The organism is Chroococcidiopsis cubana SAG 39.79, from assembly GCF_003991895.1.
Lineage (GTDB): Bacteria > Cyanobacteriota > Cyanobacteriia > Cyanobacteriales > Chroococcidiopsidaceae > Chroococcidiopsis > Chroococcidiopsis thermalis.
Genome location: NZ_RSCK01000032.1, coordinates 1 through 19610 on the forward strand (window position 1 = coordinate 1; position 19610 = coordinate 19610).

General features: G+C 44.3%; 17 protein-coding genes. 7 read left to right on the forward strand and 10 right to left on the reverse strand.

The genetic code is table 11. The features are described 5' to 3' along the window. Positions 1-117: 117 nt before the first annotated feature. Both DSM107010_RS18680 and dapB read right to left on the reverse strand, forming a co-directional pair. Positions 118-855 (reverse strand): hypothetical protein, encoded by a 738-nt coding sequence (locus DSM107010_RS18680; protein ID WP_015153307.1) that lies wholly within the window; start codon positions 853-855, stop codon positions 118-120. A gap of 60 nt (positions 856-915) precedes the next feature. Further along, positions 916-1746, reverse strand: coding sequence for a 4-hydroxy-tetrahydrodipicolinate reductase (gene dapB, locus DSM107010_RS18685; RefSeq protein WP_106169396.1), 831 nt, complete (start codon positions 1744-1746; stop codon positions 916-918). 234 nt (positions 1747-1980) lie between these two features. Here dapB and DSM107010_RS18690 point away from each other — a divergent pair, with 234 nt between their 5' ends. Together DSM107010_RS18690 and DSM107010_RS18695 are read left to right on the forward strand one after the other, a co-directional pair. Further along, positions 1981-3543: a glycosyltransferase family 39 protein gene (locus DSM107010_RS18690; RefSeq protein ID WP_106169395.1), complete on the forward strand. Its 1563-nt coding sequence runs from the start codon at positions 1981-1983 to the stop codon at positions 3541-3543. A 435-nt stretch (positions 3544-3978) separates the two neighbouring features. Continuing rightward, positions 3979-4347, forward strand: a complete 369-nt coding sequence (locus DSM107010_RS18695; protein WP_015153304.1) for a hypothetical protein — start codon at positions 3979-3981, stop codon at positions 4345-4347. A 24-nt stretch (positions 4348-4371) separates the two neighbouring features. Here DSM107010_RS18695 and DSM107010_RS18700 read toward each other — a convergent pair whose 3' ends face one another. Beyond that, positions 4372-6012 carry an iron uptake porin gene (locus DSM107010_RS18700; RefSeq protein WP_127023610.1) on the reverse strand — a complete coding sequence of 547 codons (1641 nt, stop codon included), beginning with the start codon at positions 6010-6012 and terminating at the stop codon, positions 4372-4374. A gap of 153 nt (positions 6013-6165) precedes the next feature. Between DSM107010_RS18700 and DSM107010_RS18705 the strand changes: the two genes are divergently transcribed. Continuing rightward, positions 6166-6528: a GNAT family N-acetyltransferase gene (locus DSM107010_RS18705; protein ID WP_158631815.1), complete on the forward strand. Its 363-nt coding sequence runs from the start codon at positions 6166-6168 to the stop codon at positions 6526-6528. On the opposite strand, the gene DSM107010_RS18710 is transcribed toward DSM107010_RS18705, so the two are convergent. Continuing rightward, positions 6485-8299, reverse strand: coding sequence for an SLC13 family permease (locus DSM107010_RS18710; protein WP_106168940.1), 1815 nt, complete (start codon positions 8297-8299; stop codon positions 6485-6487). The genes DSM107010_RS18705 and DSM107010_RS18710 overlap by 44 nt on opposite strands. 135 nt (positions 8300-8434) lie before the next feature. Between DSM107010_RS18710 and DSM107010_RS18715 the strand changes: the two genes are divergently transcribed. From DSM107010_RS18715 to DSM107010_RS18730, 4 genes are all read left to right on the forward strand, one after another. Beyond that, complete coding sequence (locus DSM107010_RS18715; RefSeq protein WP_041462864.1) at positions 8435-8863, forward strand: YidH family protein; 429 nt, start codon at positions 8435-8437, stop codon at positions 8861-8863. Positions 8864-8871: 8 nt separating this feature from the next. Then, on the forward strand, positions 8872-10380 hold the full coding sequence (locus DSM107010_RS18720; RefSeq protein WP_106168941.1) for a thioredoxin-like domain-containing protein: 1509 nt from the start codon (positions 8872-8874) through the stop codon (positions 10378-10380). A 70-nt stretch (positions 10381-10450) separates the two neighbouring features. Beyond that, positions 10451-11467, forward strand: a complete 1017-nt coding sequence (locus tag DSM107010_RS18725) for a permease (RefSeq protein WP_106168942.1) — start codon at positions 10451-10453, stop codon at positions 11465-11467. A gap of 50 nt (positions 11468-11517) precedes the next feature. Next, positions 11518-12261 carry a TIGR03943 family putative permease subunit gene (locus DSM107010_RS18730; RefSeq protein ID WP_106168943.1) on the forward strand — a complete coding sequence of 248 codons (744 nt, stop codon included), beginning with the start codon at positions 11518-11520 and terminating at the stop codon, positions 12259-12261. 56 nt (positions 12262-12317) lie between these two features. On the opposite strand, the gene ygfZ is transcribed toward DSM107010_RS18730, so the two are convergent. The 6 genes from ygfZ to DSM107010_RS18760 form a co-directional block, all read right to left on the reverse strand. Then, positions 12318-13406 (reverse strand): CAF17-like 4Fe-4S cluster assembly/insertion protein YgfZ, encoded by a 1089-nt coding sequence (gene ygfZ / locus DSM107010_RS18735; RefSeq protein WP_181246452.1) that lies wholly within the window; start codon positions 13404-13406, stop codon positions 12318-12320. A gap of 117 nt (positions 13407-13523) precedes the next feature. After that, positions 13524-14024 (reverse strand): hypothetical protein, encoded by a 501-nt coding sequence (locus tag DSM107010_RS18740; protein WP_015153295.1) that lies wholly within the window; start codon positions 14022-14024, stop codon positions 13524-13526. Between the two features lie 86 nt (positions 14025-14110). Next, positions 14111-14989, reverse strand: a complete 879-nt coding sequence (locus DSM107010_RS18745; protein WP_106168575.1) for a tetratricopeptide repeat protein — start codon at positions 14987-14989, stop codon at positions 14111-14113. 88 nt (positions 14990-15077) lie between these two features. After that, the gene (locus DSM107010_RS18750) at positions 15078-16478 is read right to left on the reverse strand and encodes an ATP-binding protein (protein ID WP_106168576.1); all 1401 of its coding nucleotides are present in this window, start codon (positions 16476-16478) and stop codon (positions 15078-15080) included. 267 nt (positions 16479-16745) lie between these two features. Continuing rightward, complete coding sequence (locus DSM107010_RS18755; RefSeq protein WP_106168577.1) at positions 16746-18155, reverse strand: amidase; 1410 nt, start codon at positions 18153-18155, stop codon at positions 16746-16748. A gap of 142 nt (positions 18156-18297) precedes the next feature. Then, positions 18298-19536, reverse strand: a complete 1239-nt coding sequence (locus tag DSM107010_RS18760; protein ID WP_015153291.1) for a PQQ-dependent sugar dehydrogenase — start codon at positions 19534-19536, stop codon at positions 18298-18300. Positions 19537-19610: the final 74 nt, after the last annotated feature.

Genomic DNA, 19610 nt, shown 5'->3' on the forward strand with positions numbered 1-19610 from the left:
TAAAGCTTGTTGAAACATCACAGCAATCGCAATCGCACTTCTATCCTATTCTAACAATTATCTACAACTGTAGTACTAGAAGAGAGCTGAGGGAGCTTCGCCTCAGCTCTCTTCCTTCTACCATTCCCGATCTTGTCTCGGTAGCTGAGGTGGTTCTTTTCTTTGAGGAGGACGGCGCGGAGTACGAGGTGATTCTTCTTCGGATTCTAAGCGATCGCGACGGATGCGGTTGCTGACTTCCACAAAGACATCTCGTTGCAAGAATGGATAGTCACTCACCCAAATATCGCGGCTGGGGATGTAAATATCGGTCACTTTGGTAATATTGCTCAAATCAGCGCGATTTGACAGTACAATCATTTCCGCTACTTGACGACGGGCAATCCCTTTGTGACTGCGGCGCAGTGGCACTTGTACCTGGATGGAAAAACCAGTTTCATCTCCAACTTCGACATTTAGACGGCGCTCTAAATTGTCTACATAGACTAGTTCGCCTTTATTGTTAACTGTTTCTTCTCTCCCAATTAGCTCTTCTGAAATGTAAACATCCAAAATGCGACCGCGAAAGAAACCACTGTATTTGTATTTGCGGTACTGTGCGTTACGCAAACTCGCCCACAGTACGGGACCCCACAGCCAATAAAAACCGCCAACCACCCCAAAGGGAAGTAGCAAACCCCCAAATCCCTCACCCAACAGCCATCGCAACAACAACACGACGACAACAGCGACAACAGAAGCTAACAATCGGCGCAAAAAGTCAGAAAATTTTCCCCAAACGTAGCGATATTGATCGCCCGTAGCAATACGAGGAATGAGTTGTTCAAACTTCTGGCGCGTGAGTGGGACGAGCATGAGGCACTGGGGAGTAGGGTTTTGTTGACAGTTAACCGTTAACGGTTAACTGTCAACTCTTTACAATATTTTTTCTAACCCATAAACAAGGGATTTGAGTTGGACGACTTTACGGATCGCTAGCAACACTCCTGGCATGTAGCAGGCGCGATCGCTCGTGTCGTGGCGCAAAGTATAAATTTGACCCGCTGAGCCAAAAATGACTTCTTGATGGGCGATTAACCCTGGTAAGCGGACGCTATGAATGCGAATACCTTCTGCTGCGACGCTACCTCTCGCACCTGGTAATTTTTCTGTTTCTTCTACCTGGGGTGGGTTAAAAGTTTTCCCCAACTCAGCTAACATCTGCGCGGTTTGCAATGCCGTACCGCTGGGTGCATCAGCTTTTTGGTTGTGGTGCAGTTCGATAATTTCGACGTGATCGAAATATTGAGAGGCTTGAACCGCTGCTTGTTGTAACAAAACCATCCCAATTGAGAAGTTGGGAATCATCAAACATCCAGTACTGGCTTTGTCAGCAAATTCAGCCAAATCCTGAATCTGTGTGGAACTTAAACCTGTCGTACCGACGACTGGACGCACTCCATAGGCGATCGCCGAGCGGATATTGTCATACACTGTACTCGGATGGGTAAAGTCTACCATCACCCCAATTTGCCTTTCTTGCCCCGCCATCGCCAGCATTGGTTCTAATTGGTCGGTAATTGGGACTTCCAATGGTTCTGGTAAACCTGCTAGTTCTCCTGCATCTTTACCTTGATGCTCTGGGTTACGATCGATCGCCCCTAGTAAGGTCAGATCGGTAGCTTGGGAAACTGCTTTGACAACTTCGCGTCCCATTTTGCCCGCAGCACCATTGATGACTACTGGGATTGGATATTGGCTGTTCATTGCTTCGTCGATCTCAGTTTTATCAAGGGCATTTTAGACTAATTAAGGATAGCAACGTCTAATGTATACTGGAGTGCTTCCCTTTGACACAGAGCTTTTCTTTTGAAATATTAGCTATTGTAACCTAAATAAACCTTGAGAATTCCTTTATAGTAGGGTGGGCAATGCCCACCTTACGTTTGAAATTCTAAATTTTACCGTGCAATTGTTTTTATCTAACAATATTAATGCTTTATGGCGAAGTATCGTAAATTCAATTTTAAATGGCTGCGCTTACTATTTATAATTATTTTGTGTGTAGGAATAGCTTTTCGAGTTACAAATATCGATAAAAAAGTTTATTGGCACGACGAAGCTTATACTTCTTTAAGAATTGCTGGCTACACGATGAAAGACTTCTCTCAAGGAGCATACGCTCATCGAGACAGCAGTATTAAATACTTGCAAACGTTTCAACGTTTCAAACCTGGAAGCCAATTAAAAGATACAATTCATTCTCTTGCTATAGAAGACTCTCAACATCCACCTTTGTATTATGTTTTGTTGAGATTTTGGGTAAAATTGTTTGGCAATAGTATTACGATAATTAGAAGTTTAAGCATTTTATTTAGCTTCTTAGTATTTCTTTGTTTGTATTGGTTGTGTCTAGAATTGTTTCAATCGTCTCTCATAGCATGGATGGCGATCGCGCTTTTAGCAGTCTCTCCAGTGCATGTTTTATTTGCTCAAGAAGCAAGGCAATACGCTTTATGGACGGTAACAATTCTAGGATCGAGTGCCGCTTTACTCAGGGCAATCCGACTGAATCAAACAAGGATTTGGATTGTATATGCCTTCGCTTTAGCAACTAGTTTTTATACTTTTTTCTTGTCTGGATTAGTAGCCGTCGGTCATGGAGTTTACGTTTTCATAATTGAAAAAATTAGGTTGAGCAAAAGAGCGATCGCTTATCTTCTCTCCTCGGGTTTGAGCTTATTACTTTTTACTCCTTGGATATTGAGCTTAATTCAGAACTATTCCATGTTTCAGATGACGACGGGATGGACAAATAATGCTTTACCCGCAGACATTTTTAGTCTTCGCTGGCTACTCAATATCGGTCATGTGTTTTTCGATCTGGGTTTGGAAAAAGATCCAGAATTTCTGATTGTCTATTTCTTGATATTACTTCTAATAGTTTATGCATTTTATTTCACAATACGTCACGCACCTTTAAGGATTTGGCTATTTATTATTACCTTAATGGCTGCAACTACGCTACCACTACTGATACCAGATATCATCAAAGGCGGACAAAGATCGATCGTGCCTCGTTATTTGTTTCCTGGTTATTTAAGTATTCAGCTAGCAGTTGCTTACTTATTGAGTCAAAAAATTAGTCAATCGAGATTATTGTCTCGCAGAATTTGGCAAGCGATCGCAACTTTACTCATTTTGGCTGGAATCATATCTTGCACGCTGAGTTCCCACGCTAATACCTGGTGGATTAAAGAAATTAGTTATAGTAATCCTCAAGTAGCTAGCTTTCTCAATAAAGCAAATAATCCTCTCATAGTTTCTACTAATGGTTGCATCAACAATGGTAATTTACTTTCCCTGAGCTACTTATTAGAACCAAAAGTTCGATTAAGATTAGTTGATATCGCTCCTTTAAAAGAGATACCACAAAATTCTGGCGATATCTTTATTTACGGAGATTGTACGGAGCCAGTGCGGGATAGTCTTATAAAGAACAAATACAAAATAGAACCAATCTTACCTTACTTATGGCAACTAAAGCCGGGGAAAGGAAATTGAATCTGGAGATATCAGGAAAAGATCCCCCTTAATCCCCCTTAAAAAGGGGGAGACAAGATTGTACTTACTTAATCTCCCTTAAAAAGGGGGAGACAGAATCGTTCTTAGCCCCTTTTTTCAACAAAAAAGACAGAATCGTTCTTAGCCCCCCAATTCATCGGGGGTTGGGGGGATCGAATCAAAACCTACGAAGTATTTTAACGATCTACAAGTCTAACTAAAGTTAAATTCACTCATTTATGGCATTCGCTCAAAACTCCTACTCAAGAGAGAAGATATGCGATCGCCTCCTACGGCAAGATCGATCCGAAAACTAAAATTAAAACAAAGCAATTAAGGAGCGCTTATTGTTAGCAACCTTAGCAATTGTGTTTCTAAAAGTTTTTACTCTAAAGAAACGCTAATTTTAGTAATCAAAATCATTGGAGGATTCAAATGAAGCAAGTAGTTGATAAATTGAAGCACATGGGCTTGCGTCGAATCGTTACCGTATTTTTAGCAACGATTTTATTTGTCGCACTGCCAGCATTCCAAGCAAACGCTGTAGAATCTGCAACGGGAGAATACAACCCTGTCACTCCTGATACCGTCAAGCGCATTCAAGAAAAAGCTGAAGATTTGGGAGATGCGCCAGGTAGAAGAATAGGTGATACCGGGCTAGAAAATATCAAGACGCTGCCCAAAAAGATTCCTGAAGTCCTCAACCTCAAAGCCAAGCAAACTAAAGTAACATTTGACACTAACGAGCCGAACAAAAAAGCAGCTATGGATGAGGCTCAAGCAGAAGTTGAGAACAAACGCTAGAGATTGCTATCTTGGGTTGCGTTTTTAAAAAGAGAATACGGTGCGGAGAGTACCAGTAATAATTGTGCCATTATCTGCTTGATTGCTAGGGTTGGCGATCGCTTGAACTAAAGGAGCGATCGCTAGATTTTCATTTAGGGGAAAGTTATAGTAGGCTTCAAAGTTTGTTTGAGTCGCATCCCCTACAGCATTTTCCACAAAAGGCTGACCTGCCGCAATTCCCGCTACAGCGCCAGGTAGTAACAAATTGCGTAACGATATCCCCACCATCCAGTAAGACGGTTCGAGATCTCCAAAAATAGTATCGTCATAGCTGCCGTAGCCATAACGCCCAAAAACTCCAAGTCGGCGCGATAAATTGAGTTCGACATTCGCTCCCAATACATCGAAATGGCGATCGAAAGTATTTCCACCACTGTACTGCAAGCGTAGAGTAAAACCTGGGTTAGGAGAGTATTCTAACTCAACCGTCCCCTGATAAGGATTGCCAAATAAACCGCGATCTCCACCCTCATCTGGGTAGAGTAGCCTTGTTAAAGCCGATACACCTTCAACCTCATCGCGACTGCCAGAATTTTCAGCGTCTGCCGCAAGATACATTGCCCGTAATGTAAAAAACTCGTTCGCTTGCCAGTTAACAACCGCCCCAGCACCTTGTTCGTCAATCGGAAAGAGAAGGTAGTTGTTAACCAGTGCTTGAGTCGAAAAATCAACAAAACTGCGATTAGCATAACGATTGCGATCGAGATAATCTGTAGGTGCGATCGCAGTCCCTAAAACAATTTGGAGATTTTTAGCGGCGCTAAAGCTGTAGTAAAGCCGACCCAGCCCCAATTCTCCATTTCGAGATGGTCTGGTCGAGAAATCAAGTCCGCTGCCGAAATTAGGTTCTAATACTCCGGCTGCATTATCGCGGTTGCCGTTACTACCAGTATCCAAACGAATTTTGAGTAAGTCAGTACCAGAAAAACTCGTATCAAAATCTAACTGAGTCCTGTAAAATAACGTAGTAACAGGATTATTATTGGCAATTTCTGTACCTGTAGGGTCGCGAAGGGAATCGCCGCCAAAGCCACCCCCATTAATTGCAAAGATAACTTGACCTGCAAGTTTAGTCGTTGTGGAAAACTCATGTGCTTGGAGTACGGCGCTTCGAGCTTCCAGGGAATCTAAACGGCTTTGTAAAGCTTTTAATTCCGCAGTATACTCTTGCAGAAGTTTTTCGAGAGTCGCTAAATCATCTTGAGTTGCTTGTACTGGCTTGCCATTAGCGATCGCTCCCTCCAATTGCCGTACCACCGCACTCAAAGCCGCCGCAAATTCGTAACGACTCAAAGCACGATTGCCGAGAAATTTCCCATTCGGATAGCCTGTAACTATTCCATAGCGCCAGATTAAAGATTGTAACGCTCGACTTGCCCAGTCATCGGGTTGCACGTCGGATAATTGGGAAACTTGGGTAATTGGTAATTGGTAATTGGTAGTTGTTGGTTTTTTCTCCCCCCTCTCCCTTGTCTCCCCCTTCTCCCTTGTCTTTCCCCTCTGCTCCCTGCTCCCAGCTCGTCCCTGCTCCCTCATGAAAGTTTGGGCTTGTAGTGGAGTTATCTGAGCTAGAAAGCACAGAATGCTAATACCACTGACTAGGAGGGGGTAAAATTTGCCCATTTTTTAACGAAAGTGTTTGAAAGTGACTGTTTATATGATTTACGAGCGCAACATACGACAAATCTCTGAATGAGTCACAGTTTTTTACTTCTATTTGCGATGATACAGTCTATTTGTACGCACGCTAAACTTTTTTAATTAGGATGAATTTTTGTGAAACAGCCGCTTAGGATTGACATAACTGAGAAGCCGCATCCTAAAGACATAGAATTTATTTTGCAACAACTGCTGGCATTTAATCGCGATCGCGCAGGTGAGGGACATTTCCAGCAGTTAGCTATCTTTTTACGAAATGAAGGCGATCGTCTGGCTGGCGGGTTAATTGATTCGACTTATTGGCAGTGGTTGTATATCGATATTTTATGGATAGATGACACTTGGCGCGGACAAGGATACGGTCATGCTTTGCTAGAGGCTGCCTCAAAAAAGAAATTCATTTGTAGGGTAGGCAACGCTCACCTTACAAAAAAAACTAATCTACAGGCAGCTGGTTCACGCCATACAGCCAAGCAATGAGTAAAGGTGTCAGAAATGTCAAAATTAAATTTAGTGGCGCTCCTACCTTGGTAAAATCGAGGAATTTGTAGCCACCAGGACCATAGACCATCGTATTCGTCTGATAACCAATTGGCGTGAGATAGCTGTTAGAAGCAGCAAATGTCACGACAAACATAAAAGCAAACGGATTGAGACTCAAGGTTTCTGCTACATTAGCCGCAACTGGAAGCATCAGCACCACGGCAGCATTGTTAGATAGAATCTCTGTGAGTACGGTTGTGGCAATGTAAAAGCAGACTAGTAACCAAAAACCAGAGAATTGACCGCCGAGCGATGCTAAACCACTCGCTAACCATTTGGTTGCACCTGAATTATCCATCGCCGTACCGAGGGGAATCAGTCCGGCTAGTAGGAAGATAATATCCCAACGTACCGACCGATAGATCTCTCTTGGCTTTAACACTCCAGTCGCTACCATTAAGACAACTCCTGCCAAGGAACTGACTAAAATTGGTATCCACTCAAAAGCAGCAGTAATAACTACACCTAAACCAATCGCGATCGCGATCGCGGCTTTGTCTCGGCGCAGCGTTTCCACCTCTCGCGGTTCTACCACCAGTAAATCTGCACTATTTTGCAGTCCGATAAAACTATCTCTTGCACCTTGTAATAGTAAGACATCGCCAAATTGCAATCTGACTTTACCCAAGCGATCGCGAATGATTTCCTCATTGCGTCGAATTGCCAGTACTGTGAGGTTGTAACGCTGGTGAAACTGTAACTCTTTGAGCGTAGAGCCAATCAAACTAGAGTTGGAAATTATCAAAGCTTCAGAAATAGCTCGATTTTCCGAACTTAACTCAGATGTTGGGAATTCTTGCTGAAATTCGATTTCTGGTAAGATTTCAATCCCCCGCTCATCTCTAATTTTGAGTACGTCGCTGCGATTACCGCGCACGATCGTAATATCGCCACCCGCTAGCACTTTATCTGCTACAGGTTTGGTATAACGGCGACTGTTGTGAAAGAGTTCCACTACGTCAATATCGAATCGCTGCTCGATCTGGCTAGAACGTAAAGTTTGTCCGATTAAATTGGAGCGTGGCGCGACAACAACTTCACTAAAGTAATCTTTTAATCCGTAGTTGGCGATCGCTGGAGTCGCAGCTGGCTTTTTTCGGTCTGGTAACAGTTTAGGTGCAGCGAAGGCAAGATAGACTAAGCCGATCGCAAATGTAATTAATCCTACTGGGGTAAATTGGAATAAACTAAATTCTCCATATCCCAACTTTTTTGACAAACTGCTGGCGACAACATTTGTCGAAGTGCCAATAACTGTAATCATTCCGCCTAGAACCGTAGCGTAGGACAGCGGTATGAGCAGTTTAGAGACAGAAATATTCCGCTTTCTACTCCATTCCTCCACAATTGGAATAAAAACGGCAACTACTGCTGTATTGTTGAGGAAAGCGGTAATCGGACCAACGATCGCCCCTAAAACAAAAATCTGCCGTGTCGGATTTTTTCCCCCTCGCCGCAGTAGAAAATCGCTGACGATTTGAATTGCACCCGTGCGTTCGATCCCACCACTGAGAATGAACATTGCTAAAACCGTGATGGTTGCGGAGTTGCTAAAGCCAGCTATCCCTTCTTCTGGGGTAATTAATCCCAGTAGCATCAGTACAACTGCTGTCGCGATCGCGGTAATATCTACAGGGAGCCATTCAAAAATGAAGAAAACTATGGCTAGTCCCAGAACACCAAGGGTAAGAGCAATATCCATATACAATAAAATCGCCCGATATACCGTAATTTAAAGCGGCTTTCCTATCGTACTATATTCCGCTCGACAAATCGTTGTTTGCAAAACAGATTTTTTGTATTCTTCTACTAATGTCGGTACACAGTGCTGAAAGTAGAAGTCATGGAATTATTCAAGCCTAAACGAGTTGATGCAGGAACATTGACACCGCAGCTCAAAAATCCAAATCGCGTGCGGGATCATTTAGCCAACGAACGGACTTATTTAGCATGGATGCGCAGCGCGATCGCGTTGATGGGATTTGGTGTCTTAATCGTGCGTCTGCGAATTCTCCGTCCCCCGCTTGCGCCTCAACCTCCTGGTAATGGTTGGAGATTGGGCTTAGCCTTTGGAATAGTAGGATTATCGATGGTACTGCTTTCAACCGCACACTATTTTGTGATTCGGCGTGACATTGATGCAGATACTTACGAACCAGGCGATCGGTGGGTCATCGTCACTAGCATTGCCGTGCTACTGTTAGGCGTGGGAGTCATCTACTACGTCTTCAGCATTCCGCTAGAATCGTTAAACGCCGTTATTGTCGAGTAAGACTTTACATGAAGACTGTACGGGTGAGAGCGCCGGAACTACCTCAAAATCAGCCTTGGCTAAATACCGACAAGCCGCTATCGCTTCAACAACTCAGAGGTAGAATTGTCATTCTCGATTTTTGGACTTATTGCTGTATCAACTGCTTGCACGTTCTGCCAGATTTGAAATATTTAGAACAGAAGTATAAGGACAGCCTCACGGTTATTGGCGTTCACTCGGCTAAATTCGATAACGAAAAAGAAGTCGAGAATATTCGTCAAGCCATCCTGCGGTATGACATCGAGCATCCAGTTTTAGTTGACACTGGCTTTCAGGTGTGGCAACAATATGCAGTGCGTGCGTGGCCTACGCTAATGATAATTGACCCAGAAGGGTACGTCATTAGCTCTGCTGCGGGGGAAGGAAATCGGGAAGTTTTAGATGAATTAATTGCCAAACTAATTCAAGAGTATCGAGATAAAGGTGCGATCGCATCTCAAGAACTCAGTCTAATTTTAGAAAAACAACGACAACCCTCAACTACACCCATAGCATTTCCTGGTAAAGTATTGGCGACTGCCACTGGATTATTCATCGCTGATTCAGGACATCACCGCATTATTTGGAGTACCCTCGATGGAGAAATTCTCCACGTCATAGGTACGGGAAAACCTGGGTTAACCGATGGAGACTTTACCCAAGCGCAATTTTTTGCCCCCCAAGGCATGGTATTGGATGATGAAAACCAGTTACTCTACCTAGCCGATACCGAAAATCACGCGATTCGCCGCATCAACTTACCGTTACAGCGTGTAGAAACCATCGCCGGAACCGGAGAACAAAGTCGTAATATCCGTCCTTATGGTGGGATTGGTCAAAAAATAGCTTTAAATTCCCCTTGGGATTTGACGATGCTGAAGAATTATCTCTTCATTGCGATGGCGGGAAATCATCAAATCTGGCAAATGGATTTAGAAAAAGGCATATTGCAAACTTACGCAGGTACAGGTGCTGAAGCGTGTTTGGATGGTTTAGTCGCAGATTCGGCTTTTGCGCAACCGAGCGGGATTACCACTAATGGTAGAGAATTATACGTTGCTGACAGTGAAGGTAGTTCCATTCGCGGTATTGGCTTAATGCTCGATCCTCAAGTACGGACAATCTGCGGGAGTGGCGAATTATTCGGTTTTGGCGATGTCGATGGAACTGGTGCTGACGTACGACTCCAGCATTGTTTGGGGATAGAATCTGCGCAAAATTTCTTGTGGGTAGCCGATACTTACAATCACAAAATTAAATTAGTCAGTCCTCATAGCGGTAATTGCCAAACTATATTGGGAGGGGTAGCGGGTTTACACGATGCTCAAGGTCAAAATAGCTGCTTTAACGAGCCTTCTGGACTGAGTATTTTTGGTGCTTACTTGTACGTCGCCGATACGAATAACCATGCGATTAAGCGGGTAGCATTAGATACATTGACCGTAAATACAATGGAATTTTCAGGTTTATGCGCGCCTGATGTTTGTATTCCGTAGCGTCAATAAATCTAGCTACAATGGCTTGGCAGATGTTTGCTAATCGACAACGCTTTCTGCTACGCAACGCATGAACCAACAGCTTAACAATGCTTTTACCCTGTTCCTCAGCTTGCTTGTCGAGGCAATGCCGTTTTTGCTGCTGGGGGTGTTATTCTCTGGGATACTGTTGCTATTTGTAGACGAACGCAAGTTAATTGCGAAACTACCCAAAAACCCCCTGTTAGGTGCTTTGGTTGGTAGCATGGTAGGATTTTTATTTCCCGTGTGCGAGTGCGGTAACGTCCCCGTGGCGAGACGGATGTTGATGCAGGGAGTGCCTACACCCGTAGCAATTGGCTTTTTATTAGCAGCACCAACGATCAACCCAATTGTTATTTGGGCAACATGGACGGCATTTCGCGATCAACCAGAAATTGTCGTTTTACGAGTCGTATTTTCATTAGCGATCGCCACTATTATCGGTTGGGTATTCAGCGTTCAAAAAGATCTGCGTCCCCTATTACAACCAGCTTTAGCAGCAGCTTGGCAACCAAAACAGCCGCACAAAGATAGGAAAAAAACCTCATCCGACTTATTACAATCAGGTACATTTTGGCTATCAGGAACGGGAGATCCAATTAGGTTAGATGCATCTGTGTTACAGGCAAATTTAGCAGCTACGCCAATTAAACCATTATCAGAACGCTTACGGTTGTTATTAGATAACACCATTCAAGAACTACGCGAACTCGGTTCTGTTTTAGTCATTGGCAGCGCGATCGCGGCATTAATTCAAGTTTTTATTCCCCGCGAGGTCATTTTAAATCTTGGTGGTGGTGAAATTACCTCTATTCTCACCATGATGCTCTTAGCAGCAGTTGTATCGATTTGTTCTACAGTAGATTCATTCTTTGCCCTATCCTTTGCCTCCACTTTTACCAGCGGTTCGTTACTAGCCTTTTTAATCTTTGGACCCACGATCGACCTCAAAGGCATTGGTCTAATGCTATCAATCTTTAAACCCCGGGCAATTATTTATCTATTTGCCTTAGTTGCTCAATTAACATTTTTATTCACTCTATTTATTAATTTATATGTTATTTAAATACGTAGTGCGTGACCAACTACCAATTACCAACTACCAATTACTACTACATGAATCAAAAGTCTAAAATTTACAATTGGTTAGAAGTATTTGCGATCGCTGCTTGGGGCAGTTTGATGCTGAAATACTGGCTGACTGGTAAGCTAAATTTATTAATTCACCCCGATTATTTTTGGTTGGTTATTGCTGGGGGAATTGGGTTTTTAAGTGTAGCAGGTTTAAAGGCTTGGCAACTCCTGCGTCAACGCCGCATATTGCCAGTGCGTCATATCAGTTTGCTTCCGCCTGGTTTTAGCAGTATTTTGCTATTGGTAACTGCGATCGCCGGGTTGATTTTCACTCCCCGCGTTTTTGCCAGCCAAACCGCCATGCAAAGGGGGGTGACAGACTTTCTCGCTGCTACCCGTTCCCAACCCCAAGCCTTTTACGGTTCTGTCAAACCAGAGGAGCGATCGCTGTTAGATTGGGTGCGCACGCTGAATGTTTATCCCGAACCTGATGCATACACAGGTCAAAAAGTCAAGGTGCAAGGATTTACGATCCATCCGCCGGAATTTCCACCTAATTACTTGCTCCTTTCGCGGTTTGTTATTACCTGCTGCGCCGCTGATGCCTATCCGGTGGGGTTGCCAGTCAAATTGACGGAAGATCGTCAGGCTTATCCGCCCGATACTTGGCTGGAGGTGGAAGGACAAATGATCACCGAAACTTTAAAAGATAAACGCCAATTAACTATTCAAGCCAATGCTGCCCCCAAGAAAATTCCCGAACCCCAAAATCCTTATGAATATTAGGATCTGTAGGGGCGCAATGAATATTAGGATTTGTAGGGGCGCACAGCTGTGCGCCCCTACGAATGTATTGCATCTGTACTAGAATCACTGCGATCGGGACTACGGGTTAAGAAAGGAACGTCAACGACTTCGCCTATAACTTCTCCGACTTTAACTTTCAAACCAACACCACCAGCTTTGGTGCGGATGTAACCCAGTCCGAAGCTACCCTCCTCAGTATCGGTATAGCTGGTGAGAATACCTACTTTCTCTTCACCTACAGTAATAATACTACCTGGCTCGGCTGGAGCGTTAAGGCGAATTCCCCATAGGTGTTGTTTGACTCCCTTATAAGTATTCAGACGCGCAATTGTTTCTTGACCGATATAGCAACCTTTATTGAAAGAAATAGTTTGCCACAAGCCTGCTTCTAAGGGATTGTAATCTTCAGTCAGTTCTTTATCGGGGACGGGGCGACCTTGTTCGATCCGCAATTGTTCCCAAACGCGATCGCCTAGAGGGACTGCACCAGTTTCTATGAGGTGATTCCAAACGATCGCCGCTTTGTCTGCTGGCACAATTAGGGTATATCCAGGTGTGGCTAATCCACTCCCAACTGCCACCCGAATTTCTACATCTTGGAGTTGAACGAGCTGGTGGTTAGCATATGCTTGACCGATAATCGAACTTAAGTCCAGTTGTGCCAAAATTTCATCGCTTTTAGTGCCAAGCAGACTGAAAATAGCAGTTTCGCCAGTTACATCTTCTAGTTGGACGCGATCGGCAAAAAAGATATAGCGATCGAGCCAATCTATCAAATACTGACGGCGATTAGGAGAAACGATCAGCAGTACTGCGTCTTCAGTCACATATGCCGTTGCTAGATCGATCGTGCGGGCAGTAGAAGAGACAAAAACCGTGTCGCAGCCTTGCCCTGGTTTGAGAATTTGAAAATCGTTGGTACTTTGGTTGTGTAAAAAGCGAATGCGGTCTTCATCAGTAACGCGGATAATACCCCAGTGGGAGCGATCGCAGATTGCTACCCCTTCCCTTACTACTTGCATGGCTGCTACATCGTTAGCAAAACTCACCGGAATTTTGTCTCCGGCAATTTCCTCAAAAACCGCTCCCGCCGCCGCTTGAACTACCTGTAACTTTTCTCTCATCATATTTTTATGTAATGGGTAATGGGGAAATCAAAAGTTAAAAGTTAAAAGTCAAAATTCACTACTCATTACTCACTACTTAATACTCGCTCCTCACCCCTGACTCCTCACTCCTCACTAAATCTTCGGCAAACTACTAAAGACTTGTTCGACTGCTGCACCTGCTTTAGTATCTAAACGCTGCCAGTCTACCTCGCCAGTTTCATCAATCAAGCTAGTGTCAATTTCTACCGAACTATGACTGGATGTCAAGTCTGCATTGTATTGCTGAAAGCAAACCTGATAGCACAGTTCCCACAGATCGAAATTATACTGTTGGTCTTGGTTTTGTAGAGATAACTGATATCCTGGCTGGGGAGTCGGAAGGTTGGCGATCGCCTGTTCTATTTCTGCCGTGCGTTCTGGAGAAGCAGCATCCAATTCTTGCAATAGCAGGATTACTCTAGTTTTCATTTCCTCTGTCGTGTCTGGAGACCAGATTAATACGTTCTCGTAAGTCCCCTGCCACGCTGATTCGTCCAAATGCTTGCGAATGTGGTCGATGATGCGAATAAAAGCAGGTTGCATTAAGAGTTCTGCCTGTTGCCATGCAACTGGATCGGTAATTCTCGGTGGCATGGGTATTCTCCCGCGATGTGGAACAGATATCAACGCGATGCGATCGCGCTGCCGATTCCTTCATGCTACCGTAAGCACCAGCAGAATTAATGCGAGGGGACGTGGAGCGATCGCCATTGGGTATTAAATCTAAGCAGTAGGTTAAACAAAGCTTGAGTGGTTTCTAATAGTAACATTGAGAGTGGCACTAGTAAGAAGAGCCAATTCAACAAACTTACAACCACAAAAATACTAACAAATGCTATCCGCAGAAAAATATTAATTTGTCTCAAAAAATTCCTATAGTTAAATACAAAATTATAGAGCGAGTATCTCAACTTCAAAGCTTCTACTATGCCCGTGCGTGCCTGTTCTTGTTCGGGATCGAGTCGCAACGATTCGCGAAAACATCGTTCAGCCAAATCTCTATTCCGACAATATAAATATACCCAACCTTTAATCGCATAAGCAGCTGAATTTTCGGGGTCTTGAAAGATTGCTGCATCCAATGTGGTTTGTGCTTCTTGATAGCGGCGTAGGCGTAATAAAGCCATAGCACGAAGATTGAGACACAATACATGCTCGGCATCCAAGCTCAATCCCTGTTCCGCACTGAATAATGCGCGATCGCGATCGCCTTGTGCCAATTGAATGACTGACAATAAAGCAAAATAATCGGCAATTTCTGGTTCTAACCGAATTGCTTCTTGGACTACTTTCTTGGCTGGCTTAAGTTGCTTTTGAATATAGAGAATTTTAGCTAAATTATAATGAGTATCAGATAAATCAGGAGCTAAATATACTGCTCGCTTTGCTGCTTGAGTTGCCTCTCGATCTCGATTCATTTCTATTAAGCATATACTTAACAAAGCATGGGCAAAAGAACTATTTGGATCGGTCGCTAATTGGCGCTCAATTTCTATTGCTGCTAATTTGTAGCGCGATTGCTCGATTAAAATTAATGCTTTATCTAAATTTACAAACATAAAAATTATTGCCGTTACATATATCCGGTAGGGCGCGTTGATTAACGCATTCTACTACAAATTTTAGCTAATCTTTAAAAGATTAAACTTAAAATAGCTTGTTTTTATCTTTTGTTTGTTGTAAATAATTCAAAATATCATCATAAATGCCATTTTCGTTAGCATAAGTGGCATAGTTCCGAGCAGTGGCAAACCATTCCGTAACGGAAGGATGAATTAATTCGACTGCGGCTAGGAAATCTCTAGTTGTTAAAGGTTTAGGTATCCCTTGCTTAATTGCTAACTGTAGCTTTCTGTCTATAGCTAAATCTACAACTACCTTTAAATCTGCTCCAGAAAAGTTGACAGTTTTTTTACTTAAATAATCGTAGTCAATATCTTCAATTGGTTTATGACGGCAGAGAATACGCAAAATATGTGTTCTGGCGTGGCGATCGGGTGGTGGAACAAACATAATGCGATCGAAGCGTCCTGGTCTGCGAAAGGCTGAATCTAAATGCCAGGGAGCGTTAGTAGCAGCTAAAATCAAAATGCCATCATTAGGACTTTCTACACCATCTAATTCGGCAAGAAACTGATTGACAATTTGGCGACCGCTACTATATCGCATATCAGTGCGTTTGGCAGCTAGAGCATCGACTTCATCGAAAAAAAGCACGCAAGGCTTAGATCGTCGTGCTTGCTCGAACAATTCGTGTAAGTTCTTTTCACTACTTCCCAGCCACATATCCAAGACATCATTGATACCTATAGATAAAAATCTCGCTTTAATTTCTCCAGCTGTAGCTCTGGCTAAATAAGTTTTACCGCAACCAGGAGGACCATACATTAATACTCCTCCTCCAATTCGTTGACCGTAAGCTTGATAAATTTCTGGATGCGCTAATGGATGAACAATCTTCAGCCGAATTTCTTCCTTAATGGCATCCATACCACCAACGTCTTGAAAAGTAATTGATGGTTGTTCTAAAGGTGCTTCAACCGCAGTACTAACATCTAATTCGTACTCCGGTAGTTTGTATTCTGAAGATTTAGATTTTGGTGATTTGTACTCTGAAACAGAAATTTTATCAGTGGATACATCGGTATTGCCAAGCCGCTCCGCCAAGATAGGATCGTTCATTTCTGGATCGAGTGCAACAGCTATATGAAAATGTACGGATGCATTGGTAGTATCGCCAGCGTGCAGCAGCAAACGAGCGTAGAATAGATGCACAATAGCTGGAGGTTCAGCGCTTTTCAGCAACTGTTCGACCAGCACCATTGCTTGCGAATTTTTGCCTTGGTGATAAAAAGCAGAAGCCAAATTGAATTGTAGAAAATGGTTTTCAGGCATCAATGACAGAGCAAGGCGATACTCTTGTTCTGCCTCCTCAAATTGCCCTAATTCCATGAGAATATCTGCCAAATGTTGGCGGAGCGGTAGATTATCGGGCGAAACAAGCAAGGCTGCACGCAAAGCCCGCAGAGTATCTTCACTACTAGTCATAAATGCTTCTGATTCATCTTTAATATAAGATGCCCAGATCGAATCAGAAATATTACATTAGTGAGGAGTGAGGAGTGAGGAGTGAGGAGTGAGGAGTGCGTGGTATGTGATGAATAGGGTGTGGGGTGTAGGGTGTAGGGGGAATTCGGAACTCGGAATTAGTGCGTGAATACGTGAATTTTGAGTTGCTTCCTCTGCTTTCTTCCTCGACTCCTGACTCCTGACTCCTCAGTTTTGACTTTTGAATTTTGACTTTTGAATTTTGACTTACTCATTACCAATAGCTGGTCGATGCTGACTCCAGAATTTATTGACTTCGAGTTGAGCGGCGATCGCAATAATGGTAGCTTCGGCTGTAGGACGACCGACAATTTGAATGCCGATGGGTAAACCGTTAGGCGCAAAACCAGTAGGAATAGCGATCGCGGGTAGTCCGCTAGCATTAAAAGGCGGACAGGGAGCAACCCAATTAATGATTTTTTGTAGCGTCTCTTCTGGACTTAATGCTGCCCACTCGCCGACTCGAATTGGTGGGTGCATGTATGTAGGTAAGATTAGCGCGTCTACTGAGTCAAAAAATGCCACAATCTGTCTGGCAATGACTTGTACCTGCGCGACAGCACGAAGATAATCTCCGGCAGAACCCGATTGTTCGAGCAACCACTGATTCATCGGTTGCAAGATTTCTTTTGGTAGTCCAGCATAAGCTACGCCTGCTTGCCACACAGCAGTAAATGGCTCGATTAATCCCGTAAAGTCAGGACAGCCTTCTTCTATTTGATGACCCATTGCTTCCAATAGCCTCACCGTACCCAAAACTGCTTGTTGACAGACTGGATCTGCGGTTCCAATTTGGGGTAGCGAGTTGGTGAAAGCAATGCGCAGGCGATCGGGCGATCGCATCGCAGCAGCCAAGAAAGAGGGATTTGGGGCTGGCAACCAATACGGATCTCCCGTGATATATCCTGACATCACATCTAGTAAGGCAGCAGCATCGGAGACAGTACGGGCAATAGGACCGTTTGCGGCGACACCACTTAATTGATCTCCCAATGGTGCATAGGAGACCCGTCCCCGTGCTGGTTTGATGCCTACTAAACCACAACAGAAGGCGGGACCGCGAATCGATCCACCTGCATCCGAACCTTGGGCGATCGCGCACAATCCTGCGGCTACAGCCGCCGCCGATCCCCCACTAGAACCCCCTGGTGTATACTCTGGATTCCAAGGATTCCGGGCAGGAGGAAATCCCATCGGCTCTGTATAGGGAAAAGAACCCAATTCGGAAGTGGCGGTTTTACCCAAGATAATAAATCCAGCTTGTTTCATCCGCGCGACTACGGCATCATCGTAAGTCGCGACGCGATCGCGCAGTGCTGGACTGCCATAACTACAAGGGACATCAGCCACGGGATTCATATCTTTAATGGCGATCGGTACGCCAAAAAAAGACGGTAACTCAGCCGGATCTTGAGTGCCAGCTAGCATTTCTGTCTGAGTTTGTGCCTGGGCGATCGCCATTTCTGCCATCACCGTAAAATAGCAACCTAACTGCGGATTGAATTGTTCAATTCGTTCTAAATAAAGCTGCACTAACTCCCGTGGCGAAACTTCCTTATGTCGAATTAGCCGTGCTTGTTCTAGAGCTGGAGCAAATGCTAGATCGATTGAATTCATAATTCTACAGTTTTGATTTTTGTGTTTCGGTTGCTATAGCTATTCTCAGTTGAATGAGGTACATAGATCTTTAGAGGCGCAAAACTGTGCGCCCCTACGCATGTATTACACCTACATGAGAAACACTATATTTTTAGCTTGCCTATCCTCCAGTAGGTTCGAGACGAATCAACTGCCCGTTGTTATCGTCCGTCAAGACATACAGCAATCCGTCGGGACTTTGGCGCACGTCGCGCACGCGCTGACCGATCTCGATCGCCTGCTGGTTGACCACATTACCCTGAGCATCTAAGTCAATGTGCCGCACGTCCTGAGAGACGAGTCCACCTGCGAATAAATCGCCTTGCCATTGCGGAAATTTGCCCCCACTGTAGAATGCTAGACCCGAAGGTGCGATCGATGGTGTCCATACCAGTTTGGGGTCTACCATACCAGGGCGCGATCGCTCTTTAGTAATTTCTTCTCCGCTATATTCGCGGCTATACGTGACGATCGGCCAACCATGATTTCCGCCTGCTTGCACGAGATTGGCTTCATCACCACCCTGCGAACCGTGTTCTGTTGACCATACACGGTTATTTGCTGGATCGAAGGTTAAGCCTTGAATGTTGCGATGTCCGTAGCTCCAGATCGCAGGCTCAGTATCAGTAGATTTCACAAAGGGGTTATCTTGTGGGATCGAACCGTCATCGTTGAGCCGCACAATTTTACCTAGACGACTGCGGCGGTTTTGCGCTTGTTGGCGGATTAACTCGCCATTGAGTTGAATCGGTGGGTTGCCACCATCACCGATCGCCAATAGCATAGTACTGTCAGGCAGCCAGACGATCCGCGAACCGAAGTGTTGCAGACCAGACTTAGTTGGGGAAACCTCAAAAATAATTTGCAGATTGCTCAAGCTTTTCCCGTCAAATGTAGCGCGGGCGAGGCGGGTGCGGTTTGCCTGCTCTGTGCCGTGGGAATATGTTAGATAGACTAAGCGATTTTCAGCAAAGCGCGGATGAACTGAGATCTCCATCAAACCAGCTTGTCCGCCCGTAAGGACTTCGGGAACTCCTGCAATCGGTGTGGGATCGAGCTTCCCGTCCCGCATAATTCGCAATTGTCCCGATCGCTCGGTGATTAACATCGCTCCATCTGGTAGCCATGCAAGGCTCCACGGATGGTCTAAGCCTTCTGCTACAGTTGTTTTTTGAATGCCCTGAGCAACAGCAACATTCCCACTGTCAGATACGTTAAGATTGCTCGATGATAAATTGGGCGATGTCGTTTGTGCAGTCGTAGAGGCGTTAGGCTGTTGTGTCAGAGAACAACTCGCAATGGCTAATAGGGCGATCGCACTCCCTACTCCTTTCATCCAACCGTCAATCTTTGCTTTCATAATTTGGCTGTAATAGTTTTTTATCTCTAGAGTGATATATGAATGTGACAGAAAAATGTCGTTCGCGGCGAACC